13 protein-coding genes are annotated in these 14,297 nt (G+C 66.5%); 10 read left to right on the top strand and 3 right to left on the bottom strand.

Annotation, left to right across the window (positions count from 1 at the left end):
* Positions 1 to 69 precede the first annotated feature (69 nt).
* Both glnK and BMZ02_RS16170 read left to right on the top strand, forming a co-directional pair.
* Positions 70 to 408 (top strand): P-II family nitrogen regulator, encoded by a 339-nt coding sequence (glnK, locus tag BMZ02_RS16175; protein ID WP_091645749.1) that lies wholly within the window; start codon positions 70 to 72, stop codon positions 406 to 408.
* A 33-nt stretch (positions 409 to 441) separates the two neighbouring features.
* Positions 442 to 1,668, top strand: coding sequence for an ammonium transporter (locus tag BMZ02_RS16170; protein WP_091645747.1), 1,227 nt, complete (start codon positions 442 to 444; stop codon positions 1,666 to 1,668).
* 175 nt (positions 1,669 to 1,843) lie between these two features.
* On the opposite strand, the gene BMZ02_RS16165 is transcribed toward BMZ02_RS16170, so the two are convergent.
* Complete coding sequence (locus BMZ02_RS16165; RefSeq protein ID WP_091645745.1) at positions 1,844 to 2,839, bottom strand: adenosine deaminase; 996 nt, start codon at positions 2,837 to 2,839, stop codon at positions 1,844 to 1,846.
* Positions 2,840 to 2,968: 129 nt separating this feature from the next.
* Positions 2,969 to 4,288, bottom strand: a complete 1,320-nt coding sequence (locus BMZ02_RS16160; protein WP_091645744.1) for a short-chain fatty acid transporter — start codon at positions 4,286 to 4,288, stop codon at positions 2,969 to 2,971.
* 287 nt (positions 4,289 to 4,575) lie between these two features.
* On the opposite strand from BMZ02_RS16160, the gene BMZ02_RS16155 reads away from it, so the two are divergent.
* Both BMZ02_RS16155 and BMZ02_RS16150 read left to right on the top strand, forming a co-directional pair.
* Positions 4,576 to 5,724 carry a flagellar motor protein MotA gene (locus BMZ02_RS16155; RefSeq protein ID WP_091645742.1) on the top strand — a complete coding sequence of 383 codons (1,149 nt, stop codon included), beginning with the start codon at positions 4,576 to 4,578 and terminating at the stop codon, positions 5,722 to 5,724.
* Positions 5,725 to 5,737: 13 nt separating this feature from the next.
* Complete coding sequence (locus tag BMZ02_RS16150) at positions 5,738 to 7,033, top strand: peptidoglycan -binding protein (RefSeq protein WP_171909961.1); 1,296 nt, start codon at positions 5,738 to 5,740, stop codon at positions 7,031 to 7,033.
* An 88-nt stretch (positions 7,034 to 7,121) separates the two neighbouring features.
* On the opposite strand, the gene BMZ02_RS16145 is transcribed toward BMZ02_RS16150, so the two are convergent.
* Positions 7,122 to 7,631 (bottom strand): alpha/beta hydrolase, encoded by a 510-nt coding sequence (locus BMZ02_RS16145; RefSeq protein WP_091645740.1) that lies wholly within the window; start codon positions 7,629 to 7,631, stop codon positions 7,122 to 7,124.
* Positions 7,632 to 7,791: 160 nt separating this feature from the next.
* On the opposite strand from BMZ02_RS16145, the gene BMZ02_RS16140 reads away from it, so the two are divergent.
* The 6 genes from BMZ02_RS16140 to BMZ02_RS16115 all read left to right on the top strand — a co-directional run bounded on the left by BMZ02_RS16140 (position 7,792) and on the right by BMZ02_RS16115 (position 14,289).
* On the top strand, positions 7,792 to 8,448 hold the full coding sequence (locus BMZ02_RS16140; RefSeq protein ID WP_091645738.1) for a TetR/AcrR family transcriptional regulator: 657 nt from the start codon (positions 7,792 to 7,794) through the stop codon (positions 8,446 to 8,448).
* A 38-nt stretch (positions 8,449 to 8,486) separates the two neighbouring features.
* Positions 8,487 to 9,542 (top strand): metal-dependent hydrolase, encoded by a 1,056-nt coding sequence (locus BMZ02_RS16135; RefSeq protein ID WP_139209245.1) that lies wholly within the window; start codon positions 8,487 to 8,489, stop codon positions 9,540 to 9,542.
* 38 nt (positions 9,543 to 9,580) lie between these two features.
* A complete protein-coding gene (locus BMZ02_RS16130) occupies positions 9,581 to 10,954 on the top strand; it encodes an MFS transporter (protein WP_091645735.1) in 1,374 nt (457 codons plus the stop codon).
* A gap of 81 nt (positions 10,955 to 11,035) precedes the next feature.
* On the top strand, positions 11,036 to 11,803 hold the full coding sequence (locus BMZ02_RS16125) for an NAD kinase (RefSeq protein ID WP_091645733.1): 768 nt from the start codon (positions 11,036 to 11,038) through the stop codon (positions 11,801 to 11,803).
* A gap of 114 nt (positions 11,804 to 11,917) precedes the next feature.
* The gene (locus BMZ02_RS16120) at positions 11,918 to 13,435 is read left to right on the top strand and encodes a flavin-containing monooxygenase (RefSeq protein ID WP_091645732.1); all 1,518 of its coding nucleotides are present in this window, start codon (positions 11,918 to 11,920) and stop codon (positions 13,433 to 13,435) included.
* On the top strand, positions 13,432 to 14,289 hold the full coding sequence (locus BMZ02_RS16115) for an SDR family NAD(P)-dependent oxidoreductase (RefSeq protein ID WP_091645730.1): 858 nt from the start codon (positions 13,432 to 13,434) through the stop codon (positions 14,287 to 14,289). Before BMZ02_RS16120 ends, BMZ02_RS16115 begins: the two co-directional genes overlap by 4 nt.
* Positions 14,290 to 14,297: the final 8 nt, after the last annotated feature.

The raw sequence follows: 14,297 nt of genomic DNA, 5'->3' as shown, positions 1-14,297 counted from the left end.
CCCTCCTGCTCGGGGGCAACCGTTCCAGGGCCCGGAGAATCCGGGCCGGTTTTCAGGGAGTAGCCGGGAATGAAACTCGTTACCGCAATCATCAAGCCGTTCAAGCTGGACGACGTGCGCGAAGCACTGTCCGAGATCGGCGTGCAGGGCATTACCGTCACCGAAGTGAAAGGTTTCGGGAGGCAGAAAGGACACACGGAGCTGTACCGCGGCGCCGAGTACGTCGTCGATTTTCTCCCCAAGGTGAAAATCGAGGCGGCAGTCCAGGACGACCTCACCGATCGCACCATCGAGGCCATCTCCAAGGCCGCGAACACCGGAAAGATCGGCGACGGCAAGATCTTCGTCTTCGAACTGGAGAAGGCGATCCGGATCCGTACCGGCGAGACCGACAAGGACGCGCTGTAACCGGCGGCTCGTGCAACCAAGAGGAAAATAACGATGGAAGTTACTGAACTCGCGTATGCGCTGGATACGTTCTACTTTCTGCTCTCCGGCGTGCTTGTGATGTGGATGGCGGCCGGCTTCTCGATGCTCGAGGCCGGTCTGGTGCGCTCCAAGAACACCGTGGAGATTCTGACCAAGAACGTGACGCTCTACTCCGTCGCGGTCATGATGTATCTGTTGGTGGGCTGGAATCTCATGTACGAGAGCGACGGCGGTATTTTCCCCTCGCTGAGCTTCTTCCTCCCGAGCAGTGAACCGCACACCACCGAGAACGAATTCGCTTACTACTCGGATTTCTTCTTCCAGGTGGTGTTCGTGGCGACTGCCATGTCCATCGTCTCCGGGGCCGTGGCCGAGCGCATGAAGCTCGGGGCGTTCCTGCTGTTCGCGGTGGTCATGACCGGCTTCATCTATCCCATCCAGGGCCTGTGGACCTGGGGCGGCGGCTGGCTGTACCAGCTCGGCTACGTCGACTACGCCGGCTCGGCCATCGTCCACATGGCCGGTGCCACCGCGGCGCTGGCGGGCGTGCTGATCCTGGGTGCGCGCAAGGGCAAGTACACCAAGGACGGCAAGATCCGGGCGATTCCGGGTGGCAACCTGCCGCTGGCGACGCTGGGTACGTTCATCCTGTGGATGGGCTGGTTCGGCTTCAACGGCGGCTCGGAGCTGGCGGTGGCGTCCGAAGGCTCGGCCAACGCCGTGGCCACGGTGTTCATGAACACCAACTTCGCCGCTGCGGCCGGCGTGGTGGCGGCGCTGATCACCTCCAAGATCCTGTTCGGCAAGGCCGACCTCACCATGGTGCTTAACGGTGCCCTGGGTGGCCTGGTGTCCATCACCGCCGCACCGGACTCCCCGGCTCCGCTGCTGGCCGTGGTCATCGGCGCCATCGGCGGCGTGATCGTGGTGTTCTCCATCATCGGTCTGGACAAGCTCAAGATCGATGATCCGGTGGGTGCCATCTCCGTGCACGGCACCTGCGGTATCTGGGGTGTGCTGGCAGTGCTCCTGTCGGTGTCGGAGGCGACCCTGGTCAACCAGCTCATCGGCCTGATCTCCATCTTCGGCTTCGTGTTCATCGCCAGTGCCGCGGTCTGGCTGCTTCTGAAGGTGACCATGGGCATTCGCGCCAGCGAGGAAGAAGAGGAAACCGGCCTCGACGTGGTCGAGTGCGGCATGGAGGCCTATCCGGAGTTCGTCTCCACCGGCCAGAAATAAGCGACCACACACAGTCGCTAGAACAGACGGGCGCCCAATGGGCGCCCGTTTATCTTTGGCTCACAGTGTTTGGTGGACCTGAAGGTCCACCCTACGGGAGCATCGTTGGCGGTCCGGTGCCGGTGTAGGGTGGACCTTCAGGTCCACCATGGCCGAGATTCCGCTAACCAGCGCCTCAGGCTGCCCGATCCAGTATCCCGTGCAGCGCCCGCCGTCGATCCTCACCGATGAACGCCGCGTCGATGGCGTTGCGGGTGAACCCGCGCAGGGTCTCCCGGTCCAGATCGAATGCCTCCGCCACCGCCGTCATGTTGGCGTTCATGTAGCCGCCGAAGTAGGCCGGATCGTCGGAGTTCACCGTGATGTTCAGCCCCGCCTGCAGCAGCTGCGGCAGGTTGTGGTCGTCCATGGTGTCGAAGACGCGCAGCTTGACGTTGGCCAGGGGGCAAACGGTCAGGCAGATGCCGCTTGCGGCCAGGCGCTTGACCAGCTCCGGGTCGCCGGTGCACTGCACACCGTGGTCCACGCGCTCGACGCGCAGGATGTCCAGTGCCTGGCGGATGTACTCGGGCGGCCCTTCCTCGCCGGCGTGGGCCACCACGCGGAAGCCGCCGTTGTGCACCTCTTCGAAGACCCGTGCGAACTTCTCCGGCGGGTGGCCGGTTTCGGCGGAGTCGAGGCCGATGGCGACGATGTGCTCGCGCCAGGGCATGGCCGCCTCCAGGGTGTCGAAGGCCGATGCTTCGGAGAGGTCGCGGAGGAAACACAGGATCAGCCCCGTGCTCATGCCGTGGGCGGCCTCGGCGTCCCGGCAGGCGCGCAGGATGCCGCCGATGACCGTGTCAAAGGGCACGCCCCGCTCGGTGTGGGTCTGCGGATCGAAGAACATCTCCGTGTGTACAACGTTCTCCGCGGCGACCCGGTCCAGGTAGGCGCGCGTGAGGTCGTAGAAGTCTTGCTCTTCCAGCAGCACGCAGGCGCCGTTGTAGTAGAGATTGAGAAACGACTGCAGGTCCTCGAACTCGTAGGCCGCACGCACGCTTTCCACGTCCGGGAACGGCAGCTTGACGCCGTTGCGCTCGGCCAGCTGGAACATGAGCTCGGGTTCGAGAGTGCCCTCCAGGTGGACGTGCAGCTCCACCTTGGGCAGTGACTGGATGAAGTCGCGCACGGTGCTCTCCTGTATGACGGGTTTGTATACAAGTCTAACAGGGGTTGGCCCGATGGAGAGACCGGAGCGGTGCGGCAATCGACGGAGAGGCGTGCCGCCGGGGACGTGTCCCGGCGGCACGCAGGTGGGTTACGGCAGGAACATCAGACCCAGCCCGATGATCACTCCGGTGACCAGCAGGTTGATCAGGCAGAAGCCCATGATGTCTTTCGCCTTGAGGCCGGCGATGGCGAGTGCCGGCAGGGCCCAGAACGGCTGGATCAGGTTGGTCCAGGCGTCACCCCAGGCCACGGCCATGGCAGTGCGGGCGTGGTCGACCCCGAGGGCGGCCCCGGCCTCGAGCATGATCTCCGCCTGCACGGCCCACTGACCGCCGCCGGATGGCACGAAGATGTTGACGATGCCGGCGCTCAGGAAGGCGAACAGCGGGTAGGTGGTTTCATCGGAAATGGCCACGAACCACTGCGAGAAGGTTGCCGCCAGCCCCGATTCGATCATCATGCCCATGATGCCGGCGTAGAACGGGAACTGGATGACGATGCCGCCCGCCCCCTTGATGGCCTCCTGCATGGAGTTCAGGAAGTGCCGCGGGCGGCCGTGCAGCATGATGCCCAGCATCAGGAAGGCGAAGTTGACGATGTTCAGGTTGAGGCTGCCGCTCTCCACCAGGAAGTAGTAGCCCAGGAACACCAGCCCCATCACGCCGGTCGCCTGGGACAGGGTGACGCTGTTCTCCACCCGGTCGGCCGGCCGCTCCCATTTCAGCCCCGGCGTCTCTTCTTCCTCCGCCAGCTTGTCCGGGTCCACGGTGACCGCGTCCTCCGGACGGCCCATCATCAGGCGGTTGACCAGCGGAATGACGATCAGCATCAGCAGCACCAGGATGAGGTTGAACCCGGCGAAAATGGTCTCGCTGGTGGAGATGATGCCGATCTTGTCTTCCATGAAGTGGCCATCGGTGGCGACCAGCAGGCCGATGGAACTGGCCAGCCCGCCGTGCCAGACGATGAAGCCACTGTAGGCACTGGCAACCAGCAACCGGTAGTCCACCCGCGGCACGGCCTGTGCCAGCTGGCGTGCGAACAGTGCGCCGATGACGAGGCCGAAACCCCAGTTGATCCAGGCGGCGAAAATGGAGACCACGGTGACCAGGACGATGGCCTGCCCCGGTGTTTTCGCCATTCTGGCCAGTGATGCGAGAATCTTCCTGAAGAATGGCGTACTGGCGAGCACGAAGCCCGTGACCAGCACCAGGACCATCTGCATGCCGAAGGTCAGCAGGTCCCAGAAGCCGCCGCCCCAGAACTCCACCATCGCGACAGGGCTCTGCTGTTCGATGCCCATGCCCAGGGCAAACACCACCAGTGTCAGCAGCATGACGATGACGAACGGATCGGGCAGATAGCGCTCAACAAGACGCACGGAGGCGTTGGTTAGGCCTTTGAACATGGATTCTCCCCCGATTGGGTTGATGTGATTGTTATCGGGCCGCTCGCGCAAGCGGTCTTTCGACCATAGGCGCAATGCGCCGCCGGCGTCCACCGTTGCGCGCAAGGCGTGTGGCGCGAGCCCGTGGAGACTCCACGGCGCCGCTGACGGCGCCATGTTGCCGTGAATGTTCCAGGATGGGATGCGAAACCGGCATTTCGTTGTATGGTAGGGACATGCGGCGAACAGGGCGCCGCCGGATAGCGCGAATAACGAATGTTTGTCTGGGGCACGAGTGGGAGGCTGGCGTGAGACAACCAGGCCGTGTGCTGATCTGGATCGTGGTCTTTCTTCTGGCCGTGGCAGCTGTGGCCGCCTTGCTCCATGCGCGCCTGGCGGACGCGTTCCTGGCCAATCCCGTATTCAACGGGATGATTGTCGCGGTGCTGGTAGTGGGTATCATCATCAACGTCCGCCAGGTCGTGGTGCTGGGCCCGGATGCCGGCTGGCTGCGTGCCTGGCAGCGTGGGGCCGAACAGCTGCCGCCGCCACCCAGGCGCGGCATGCTCGGGTCGCTGGGTCGCATGCTGCAGGAGCGCGGCGAGCGCGTGCAGCTGTCCACCATGAGCATGCGCGCCATTCTCGACGGTATCCGTTCCCGCCTGGACGAGGCCCGCGATCTCTCGCGGTATTTCGTGGGCCTGCTGATCTTTCTCGGGCTGCTCGGCACCTTCTGGGGGCTTCTGGACACCCTGGGTGGTATCGGCCGGGTCATCAGCGGGCTGAGCGTGGGTGGCGGTGACGCCACCGAGCTGTTCGAGCAGCTCCGCACCGGGCTGGAAGAGCCCCTGGCCGGCATGGGCACGGCCTTCAGCTCGTCCCTGTTCGGCCTTGCCGGGGCGCTGGTGCTCGGCTTCGTGGATCTCCAGGCGGGGCACGCGCAGAACCGGTTCTACAACGATCTCGAGGAGCAGCTCTCGGGGCTCACCCGGTTCAGCTCCGGCGCCCTGGCCAGCGTCGACACCGAGCACAGCGTGCCGTCCTACATCCAGGCCCTGCTGGAGCAGACGGCCGAGAGCCTGGATCGGCTGCAACGGCTGGTGGCGCGGCGCGAGGAAGAACGCCGCAGCGCCGAGGAGAGCGTGGCGACCATCACCGAGCAGGTGGGCGAACTGGCCGAGCAGATCCGCAGCGAGCACAAGCGCATGCTCAGTCAGGCCCGGGGGCAGATGGAGCTGCAGCCCGTCCTGCAGCGGCTCGCGGAGAGCCTGGGTGAGCGTTCCGAGGATTCCGAGGGAATGGAGGAGCGGCTGCGCTCCCTGGACCACACCCTGCACCGCCTGGTGGAGGAGATGCAGACCGAGCGCACCGACCTGGCCGCGGAGCTGCGCGACGAGATCCGGCTTCTGACCCGGACCGTGGCGCGCTCCACGGGTAACGACAACGGCGAGCGGTAGGCGAGCGACAGACGTGTTTCCCGAGCGGCGCAATCGCAGTGGCGTGAACATCTGGCCCGGCTACGTGGATGTCCTGGCCACGTTGCTGTTGCTGTTCGTCTTCGTCCTCAGCCTGTTCATGGTCGCCCAGTACTATCTCACCGATACCCTGGCCGGCCGTGAGGCGGCGCTGGCGCGGCTGGAGGCGGAGATTGCCGACCTGGGGGACGAGCTGGCCATGGAGCGGGAGCTCCGCGAAGAGCTGGAATCCGACCTGGTGGTCTCCATCGCCGAGCGTGAGGCGCTGCGTGAGGCCCTCGGCGATGCCCGGACCCGCGTGGCAGACCTGGAGGACGAGCTGGCCGACGCCGAAGTGGCCATGGAGGCCGATGCCGAGACCCGTGAACGGCAGGCGGCGGAAATCGCCAGCCTGCAGCAGGATCTCATGGCGTTACGGGCGCTGCGCGATGAGCTCGAGGAGGAAGTGGGGGATCTGGCCGCGCGCCAGGAAGAGACCGAGGAGGAGGCCGCGGCGGCCCGCGACCGCGCCCGGGCACTGGAGGCGGAGCTGGCCGAGGCGGACGAGCGCACGCACCTGGCGCAGCGGGAGCTGGAGCAGGAGGAGATCCGGGTTCAGGATCTCCAGGCGCTGGTGGAGGAGCAGCAGCGGGCCCTGGAGCAGGAAGCGCAGCTGACCACGGCGCAGCAATCGCGCATCGACCGGCTCAATCGCCAGGTGGAAGCGCTGCGCGAGCAGCTACGGCGCGTCTCCCAGGCACTGGAGCTGTCCGAAGAGACCGTCGCGGAGCAGGAGGAGGAGATCCAGGACCTCGGCCGCAGGCTGAATCTCGCGCTCATTGAGCAGGTCCAGGAGCTCAGCCGGTACCGATCCGAGTTCTTCGGTCGCCTGCGCGAGGTGCTCGGGGATCGCGAGGATATCCGCATCGAAGGGGACCGCTTCCTGTTCCAGTCGGAGCTGTTCTTCGCGACGGCGTCGGCCGAACTCGGTGACGAAGGCCGCGACCAGCTGGACAATGTCGCCGACACGATGATCGAGCTGCAGGACAACATCCCCGAGGGGATTCCCTGGGTGCTGCAGGTGGAAGGGCATACCGACCAGCGTCCCATCGCCACCGAGCAGTACCCCTCCAACTGGCAGCTCTCTTCGGCCCGTGCCCAGGCGATCGTGGATTACCTCATCGACCGGGGCGTGCCGCCGGAGCGTCTGGCAGCCGCTGGGTTCGGGGAATACCATCCGGTCGCCGAGGGCACGGATCCGGAGTCCCTGCGGCGCAACCGACGTATCGAGATCCGCCTCACCCAGCGCTGACGCGCCCCGTACCGACGTAGGGTGGACCTTCAGGTCCACCATCTTCCGGCTCCGTTGGTCGCTCCATCGGTGGACCTTCAGGTCCACCTTACGCTTTGCCTGCCCCCGTTTCGGTGAGAAAGGCATCGAAGGCCCTGCACAGCCACTCAATGTGGTCCGTGAGCGTGTGCTCGCTGTCCACCAGGTGCAGCCGCACGGTATGGCGCTGCGCCCAGCCCACCACGGTTTCCGGCGGGATGATGGTGTCGTGCCAGCCGTGAACCACCTCGGTCAGGCCTGCCCTGGGCGTGGTATCGCCCGGGTAGCCGGGGATGTCCACTGCCGGCGCCAGCAGGAACAGCCCCCGGGGTCGCAGCGTGCCGCTGGCCACCGCCGAGACGTAACCCCCCATGCTCGAGCCGACGAGAATCAGGTTGTCCCCGGGGGGCAGGTGTTGGCCGAGCAGGTGGGCGACACGCTCGTCCGGGTCCATGGTGAAGCGGTAATCCGGGCTCATCACCGCAAGCCCCCGCTGCCGGGCGACATCAGCCAGTGCCGAGATCTTGCGGCCCCACGGACCACTCTCCTTGCCGTGGGCGAAACACACCGTTGTGGTCATGGTTCTGTCCTCGCGTGCAGCCGGGTGATCACCCTATCATGAGGGGGTGAGTCATCGGTCCGGGAACAGGGTGGCGCCGTTCGGGGTCCACACCGCACAGGCGCCTCGCGCCCGGTGAGGTCCTTGGTCACGCGGACACCGTCCGGCAGGGAGGAGTGACATGCCCGTAAGCGCAGATGCCATTGTCGATGCGGCCCTGGAGCTGGCCGAGCAGAGCAGCTGGGAGAGCGTGCGGCTGTATGCTGTTGCCGATCACCTCGGTGCCGATCTGGCAGCGATCCAGGCGCATTTTCGCGAAAAGGAGGAGCTGGCGGACGCCTGGTTCGACCGTGCCGATGCGGCCATGGTGGCCGCCGCCGCGCAGCCGGAGATACAGGCACTGCCCTCCAGTGAACGGCTGCATTACCTGATCATGGCCTGGCTGGAGACGCTGTCGCCTCATCGCCGGGTGACGCGGGAGATGGTCAAGGGCAAGCTGGAGCCGGGCCATCTGCATGTCCAGATTCCTGCCGTGCTGCGCATCAGCCGCACGGTACAGTGGCTGCGGGAGGCCGCGCGTCGTGACGCCGGGGGTGTGCACCGGGGGCTGGAGGAGACCGTGCTGACCAGTATTTTCGTCACTACCTTCACCGGCTGGCTGGCGGACGGCAGCGACGGGGCGCGGGTGACCCGCGCACGGCTGTCCCGCCTGTTGCATGGTGCGGCGTGGATGGCGCGCTGGGTTCCCGGTTATCATCACGCGCCCCAGGTGCCCGCCCTGCCCGGGGCGCAGGTCGAGGACAACGAGCGCACTGGCGCCGCCGAGACCCGGGCCTGATGGCCCCACCGGGCTGACGCGATAGCAAGGAGACGACTCTGGATACGCTTACCCACGCCTTGAGCGGGGCGCTGGCCGGTCGTGCCACGGCACCCCGCCAGCCCCGCCCGGATCAGCTGTCACTGCGCGAGCGCACCTGGATCGGCTTTCTTGCGGCAGCGGCGCCGGACATCGACATCGTCTTCACCCTGTTCGGCCACGTCACCTACCTGGAGAACCACCGCGGCATTACCCATTCACTGCTGTTGATGCCGCTTTGGGCCTGGCTGCTGGCCGCTTTGTGTGCCGTGGCGCTCGGGCGGCGGTACACGTGGCGGGCCTATTACGGCGTCATTCTGCTGGGGATCTTCATCCACATTCTGGGTGATCTCATCACCAGTTACGGCACTCAGATTCTGGCCCCGTTCAGCAACTGGGCACCCGGATTCAACACCACCTTCATCATCGACCCGTGGTTCAGCGGGGTCCTCCTGGCCGGCCTGGTCGCGAGCCTCTACTGGCGCCCGCGCGTGGGCGCCGCATTGGGGCTGGCGGCCGTGACGGCGCTGGTGCTGTTCCAGTACACCCAGTACCGCACGGCCGTGGGCGTGGCGGATGGCTGGGCCCGGGCGCAGGGGTATTCGCAGTACACTGCCGAGGCCTACCCGCAGCCGTGGTCGGCGTTCAACTGGAAGCTCGTGGTGGACCACGGTGATGTCTATGACATGGCGCGGGTCAATCTGCGCCGCGACACCGTGCCCGCCGATCCGGGGGACGATGCCGGGCTGCTGCGCCGGCTGTGGGCGGCCTACCCGCCGGTGGAGGACGCCGTGTGGGAGCGGTTCGCCCGTTTCGGGGACGAGACGGTGGAGCCGCTGGCGCGGGAGGTGTGGGCCCAGGACGAGATGGCGTTCTTCCACTGGTTCGCCAGCTACCCGGCGCTGCGGCAGGTGGATCAGCGCAACGGTGACCAGTGTGTGGTGTTCGAGGACCTGCGGTTCCGGCTGGAGGGCATGGACTCGCCGTTTCGCTACGGCATGTGTCGCGGGTCGGCAGACGACGGCTGGGCACTGTATCGTATGCTCGACAATGGCGAGCGGCACCCGCTTGACTGACCGGGGCCGCAACGCGTGAACCGATGCAGGAGGCGTACATGAGCGTCGCCGAAGGCGAAGCAACCACGCAGGAGAAGGCGCGCGCGCCCAAGCGGGAGATCTTCGGCTGGGCGATGTTCGACTTCGCCAATCAGGCGTACACCCTGCTCATCATTACCGTCGTCTTCGGCGATCTCTTCACTACCGTGATCGTCGGCGACCGGGGCGATGATTACCGCCTCGGCAATCTGCTGTGGAGCCTGGCGCTGGCGGTGAGCTACTTCATGGTCGTGGTCACCGGGCCCGTGTGCGGGGCGGTGATGGACTACTCCGCCAGCAAGAAGCGATTCCTGTTCGCCAGCTACATCGCCACGGTGGTGGCCACGGCGTTACTGGTGTTCGTCGAGCCGGGGGACATTCTCCTGGGTCTGGTTCTGATCATCGCCTCCAACTTCGCCTACTCCATTGGCGAGAATTTCATCGCCGCATTCCTGCCCAATCTCGGGCCGTCGCGGGACCTTGGCAAGATCTCCGGCTTCGGCTGGGCGCTCGGCTACATCGGTGGCCTGTTCGCCGCCGCATTCACGCTGGCATTCCTGGGTGAAGCGACGGCGGAGAACTTCGACCGCATCCGCTGGGTGGGGCCGTTTGCCGCCGGCTTCTTCCTGCTGGCGGCCATCCCCACCTTCATGTTCCTCCGTGAGCGGGGTGTTGCGCGGCCTCGCCCGGCGGGTGCGGGCTACGTCGCCCTCGGGTTCCGGCGCATCCGGGATACGGTCCGGGACATCGCCCGCTTCCGGGATCTCGCGCTCTTTCTCACGTCGCTGCTGTTCTCCATGGGTGGCATCTACATCATCATCACGTTCGCCTTCATCTACGGGGCGCAGGTGATCGGCTGGGACGAGCACATTCGCAACATCATGTTCATCATCGTCCAGATTACCGCGGCCATCGGTGCGCTGGGCTTCGGTTACCTGCAGGACCGCCTCGGCGCCAAGCGGACCTATATCGGCACGCTGACCCTCTGGGTCCTCGCCATCCTCGCCATCTGGGGGACGCCGGAGGTGACCGAGTTCATCAACCACACCTTCGCCGTGGAGTGGGAAGCGCAGCACCTGTTCCTGGTGGTGGGCTGCCTCGCCGGGGTGAGCCTGGGCTCCAGCCAGTCGGCCAGTCGCACCCTGGTCGGACTGTTCTCGCCGGAGGACAAGGCCGCCGAGTTCTTCGGTTTCTGGGGGTTGGCGAACAAGCTGGCGGGCATGTTCGGCATCGTCGCCCTGGGCCTGCTGCAGTCCGTGGTGGGGCTGCAGGGGTCGATTCTGCTGTGCGCGTTCCTGTTTCTCGTGGCCATCGCCATCTGTCTGCCCGTGAACCAGGCGCGTGGTCAGCAGGCCGCCGCGCGCTGGGACGCCGGCCAGCGCGTGGACGGGTGAGTCTTCGCGCAGGCGCGGGGTGCATCGGTTAGAGTAGGGAGCGCAGCCGGCCCATTTGTACCGGAAACCATCTGGAGTGGCATGAACAGACCCCGTCTCGCGATCATTGCTGGCACCTCGGAGAACGCCCGCGAGGCAGAGGCAGCGCTTCTGACCCAGTACGACACCGTGCCGCCGGAGGAGGCGGACGTACTGGTCGCGCTCGGCGGCGATGGCCTCATGCTGCGCACGCTGCACAAGTACATGACCCTGGGCAAGCCGGTGTTCGGCATGAACTGCGGCAGCGTCGGTTTTCTCATGAACAGGCTGCAGAACGAGGGGCTGTACGAGCGCCTGGCCAATGCCCAGCCCGTGACCATCAAGCCCCTGCACATGCGCGCACGGACGGCCGGTGGCAACTGGCGCGAGGCGAGCGCCATCAACGAGGTGTCGCTGCTGCGCGAGACGCGCCAGACGGCGCGGGTGCGCATCAAGGTCGACGGTGTCGTGCGCCTGGAAGAGCTGATCTGTGACGGTGTGCTCGTGGCGACGCCGGCCGGCAGCACCGCCTACAACCTCTCTGCCGACGGGCCGATCCTGCCGCTCAAGGCCGGGATTCTCGCCCTGACCTCCATCGTCGCGTTTCGCCCCCGCCGCTGGCGCGGCGCCGTGCTTCTCAACAGCGCCCACGTGGAGTTCGAGATCCTGGAGACGCCGAAGCGGCCGGTGAGCGCGGTGGCGGACTTCACGGAGGTGCGTGACGTACGTTACGTCAGCATCCGGGAGGACCCGGAGCGGGCGCTGACGTTGTGGTTCGACCCGGAGCACAATCTGGAGGAGCGCATCGTCAAGGAGCAGTTTCTGCCCTGAGCCCGCGCGTACCCATGTCCATGTGAATCGGGCAAGCGTTCTTTCTGGAAGTGTGGCGGCCGGTCTATACTGGGACGCAGTCCTGTGAGGAATGCAGACGTGGCGGGAGTGTGCATGGGCGGCCACCACCGGGTCCTGATCATCGGTTCGGGGTTTGCCGGCCTGGGCATGGCGATCCAGCTCAAGGCCTACGGTGAACACGATTTCGTCGTCTTCGAGAAGGAACGCGGCATTGGCGGCACCTGGTGGGTGAACCACTACCCGGGATGTGCCTGTGACGTGCAGTCCCACCTCTATTCGTTCTCGTTCGCACTCAACCCGGACTGGTCCCGGCGCTACGCCACCCAGCCCGAGATCCGCGATTACCTGCAGCGCTGTGCGGACCGCTACGGCGTATGCCCCCATGTGCGCCTGCAGACCGCCGTGGAGCACCTGCAATGGAATCACGGCGGCCAGTACTGGACGCTGACCGACAGCAATGGCGACACCTGGACCGGTGACATCGTCGTCTCCGGCATGGGCGGGTTGTCGCGTCCGGCATTCCCGGACGTTCCCGGCATCGAGCGCTTCCGCGGTCACGCCTTCCACTCCCAGCAGTGGGATCACGACCACACGCTGGCCGGGAAACGGGTGGCCGTGATCGGCACCGGTGCGTCCGCCATCCAGTTCGTGCCGCAGATCCAGCCCCACGTGGAACGGCTGGACCTCTACCAGCGCACGCCCCCGTGGATCGTGCCGAAACCGGACCGGCCGGTGCGGCCGTGGCAGCAGCGGCTGTACCGGGCCGTCCCGGCGGTCCAGCGCGTTGTGCGGGCCGGGATCTACACCCTGCTGGAAGGCCGGGTCCTCCCCTTTGCCATCGCGCCGCGCCTGATGGCGCTACCGCGGCGACAGGCCCTGGCTCATCTGCGCCGGCAGGTCGCTGACGCGGATCTGCGCCGCAAGCTCACGCCGTACTACACGTTCGGCTGCAAGCGGGTGCTGATCGCCGACGACTACTACCCGGCCGTGTGCGCCGACAACGTCGAGCTGATTACGTCCGGGGTGCGCGAGATCCGCGAGCACGGCATCATCGATGCCGATGGCCGGGAGCGCCAGGTGGATACGCTGATCTTCGGCACCGGCTTCAGTGCCGCCGACCCGATTCCGGAGGGCATGATCTTCGGCCGTGACGGGCGCGATCTGGGGCGGGAGTGGCAGGGCGGTCCGTCCGCGTACAAGGGGACCACCGTCACCGGATTCCCCAACCTGTTCATGCTCATGGGGCCGAACACCGGGCTTGGTCACAGCTCGGTGGTCTACATGATCGAGTCCCAGATTCGTTACGTCCTGGATGCGATCCGGCGCATGGACCGCCACGGGATCGCCAGTGTCGAAGTCCGGCCCGAGGCACAGCACGCCTTCAACGCCCGGGTCCAGCGGAGGCTGTCGGGCACGGTCTGGAACGTGGGTGGGTGCCGGAGCTGGTACCTGCACCCCGTCAGCGGCCGCAACGTGACCCTGTGGCCCGATTTCACCTGGCGCTTTCGCCTGCAGACCCGGCGGTTCGACCTGCAGGCGTATCACCGGGTGCCGGCGGGGGACTCAGGGGCGGGCGGCCGACAGGTGATGCCAGCGGAGGGACAGGCTTGAAGCATCTCGACGGCCGCGTTGCGGCAATCACGGGCGCGGGCAACGGCATTGGCCGTGCGCTTGCCCTGGAGCTCGCGCGCCAGGGCTGTGACCTGGCCCTGAGCGACGTGGACACGGCGGCGCTGCGCGAGACCAGGGCCCTGGCCGAGGCGACGGGCCGCCGTGTCACCGTTGCCGAGGTGGATGTGTCGGAATGGCAGCAGGTGGCGGCCTGGGCGGCGACCGCGGCCACGGACCACGGCCGTATCAATCTCATCATCAACAACGCCGGCGTCGCCTTCAGCGGCAGCGTCACCGGCGCCAGCCTGGACGACTACCGCTGGGTAACGGGCGTGAACTACTGGGGCGTCATCCACGGTACCCAGGCCTTTCTGCCCTATCTCGTGGATGCCGGCGAGGGGCACGTGGTCAACATCTCCAGCGTGTTCGGGTTGTTCGCGCAGCCCGGCATGAGTGCCTACAATGCCACGAAGTTCGCCGTGCGCGGGTTTACCGAGTCGCTGCGGCAGGAGCTGGAGCTTGCACCCTGCGGGGTGTCCGCCACCTGCGTATACCCTGGCGGGGTCAGCACCGGTATTGCCCGCCGGGCCCGCCTGTCACCGAGTATCCACGGGCTGATGGGGGCCGGTGACGACCGGACCCTGCGCGAGGATTTCCAGCGCCGCTTTCTGCGCAAACCCCCGGAGCACGCCGCCCGCGCCATCATCAGGGGCGTGCGCCGGGACGCGCGGCGGGTGTTGATCGGCGGCGATGCCCGAGCCGCCGACCTGATGCAGCGTCTGATGCCGGCCGCCTACCAGCGCCTGGTGCTCATGGCGGCACGGCGTGCCCGGCAGCAGGCACGCGCGCGCTGACGCCGCCG

This window comes from Aquisalimonas asiatica (genome assembly GCF_900110585.1).
In the GTDB taxonomy this organism is placed as follows: Bacteria; Pseudomonadota; Gammaproteobacteria; order Nitrococcales; family Aquisalimonadaceae; genus Aquisalimonas; species Aquisalimonas asiatica.
The sequence above is the reverse complement of the archived record's forward strand: the minus strand, read 5'-3'. Positions and strand labels throughout refer to the sequence as shown.

Bases quoted from the DNA above. Each gene is read 5' to 3' on its own strand.
- glnK (WP_091645749.1), top strand. From the start codon at position 70: ATGAAACTCGTTACCGCAATCATCAAGCCGTTCAAGCTGGACGACGTG.
- BMZ02_RS16170 (WP_091645747.1), top strand. From the start codon at position 442: ATGGAAGTTACTGAACTCGCGTATGCGCTGGATACGTTCTACTTTCTG.
- BMZ02_RS16160 (WP_091645744.1), bottom strand. From the start codon at position 4,288: ATGTTCAAAGGCCTAACCAACGCCTCCGTGCGTCTTGTTGAGCGCTAT.
- BMZ02_RS16145 (WP_091645740.1), bottom strand. From the start codon at position 7,631: ATGACCACAACGGTGTGTTTCGCCCACGGCAAGGAGAGTGGTCCGTGG.
- BMZ02_RS16140 (WP_091645738.1), top strand. From the start codon at position 7,792: ATGCCCGTAAGCGCAGATGCCATTGTCGATGCGGCCCTGGAGCTGGCC.
- BMZ02_RS16130 (WP_091645735.1), top strand. From the start codon at position 9,581: ATGAGCGTCGCCGAAGGCGAAGCAACCACGCAGGAGAAGGCGCGCGCG.
- BMZ02_RS16125 (WP_091645733.1), top strand. From the start codon at position 11,036: ATGAACAGACCCCGTCTCGCGATCATTGCTGGCACCTCGGAGAACGCC.
- BMZ02_RS16120 (WP_091645732.1), top strand. From the start codon at position 11,918: ATGGGCGGCCACCACCGGGTCCTGATCATCGGTTCGGGGTTTGCCGGC.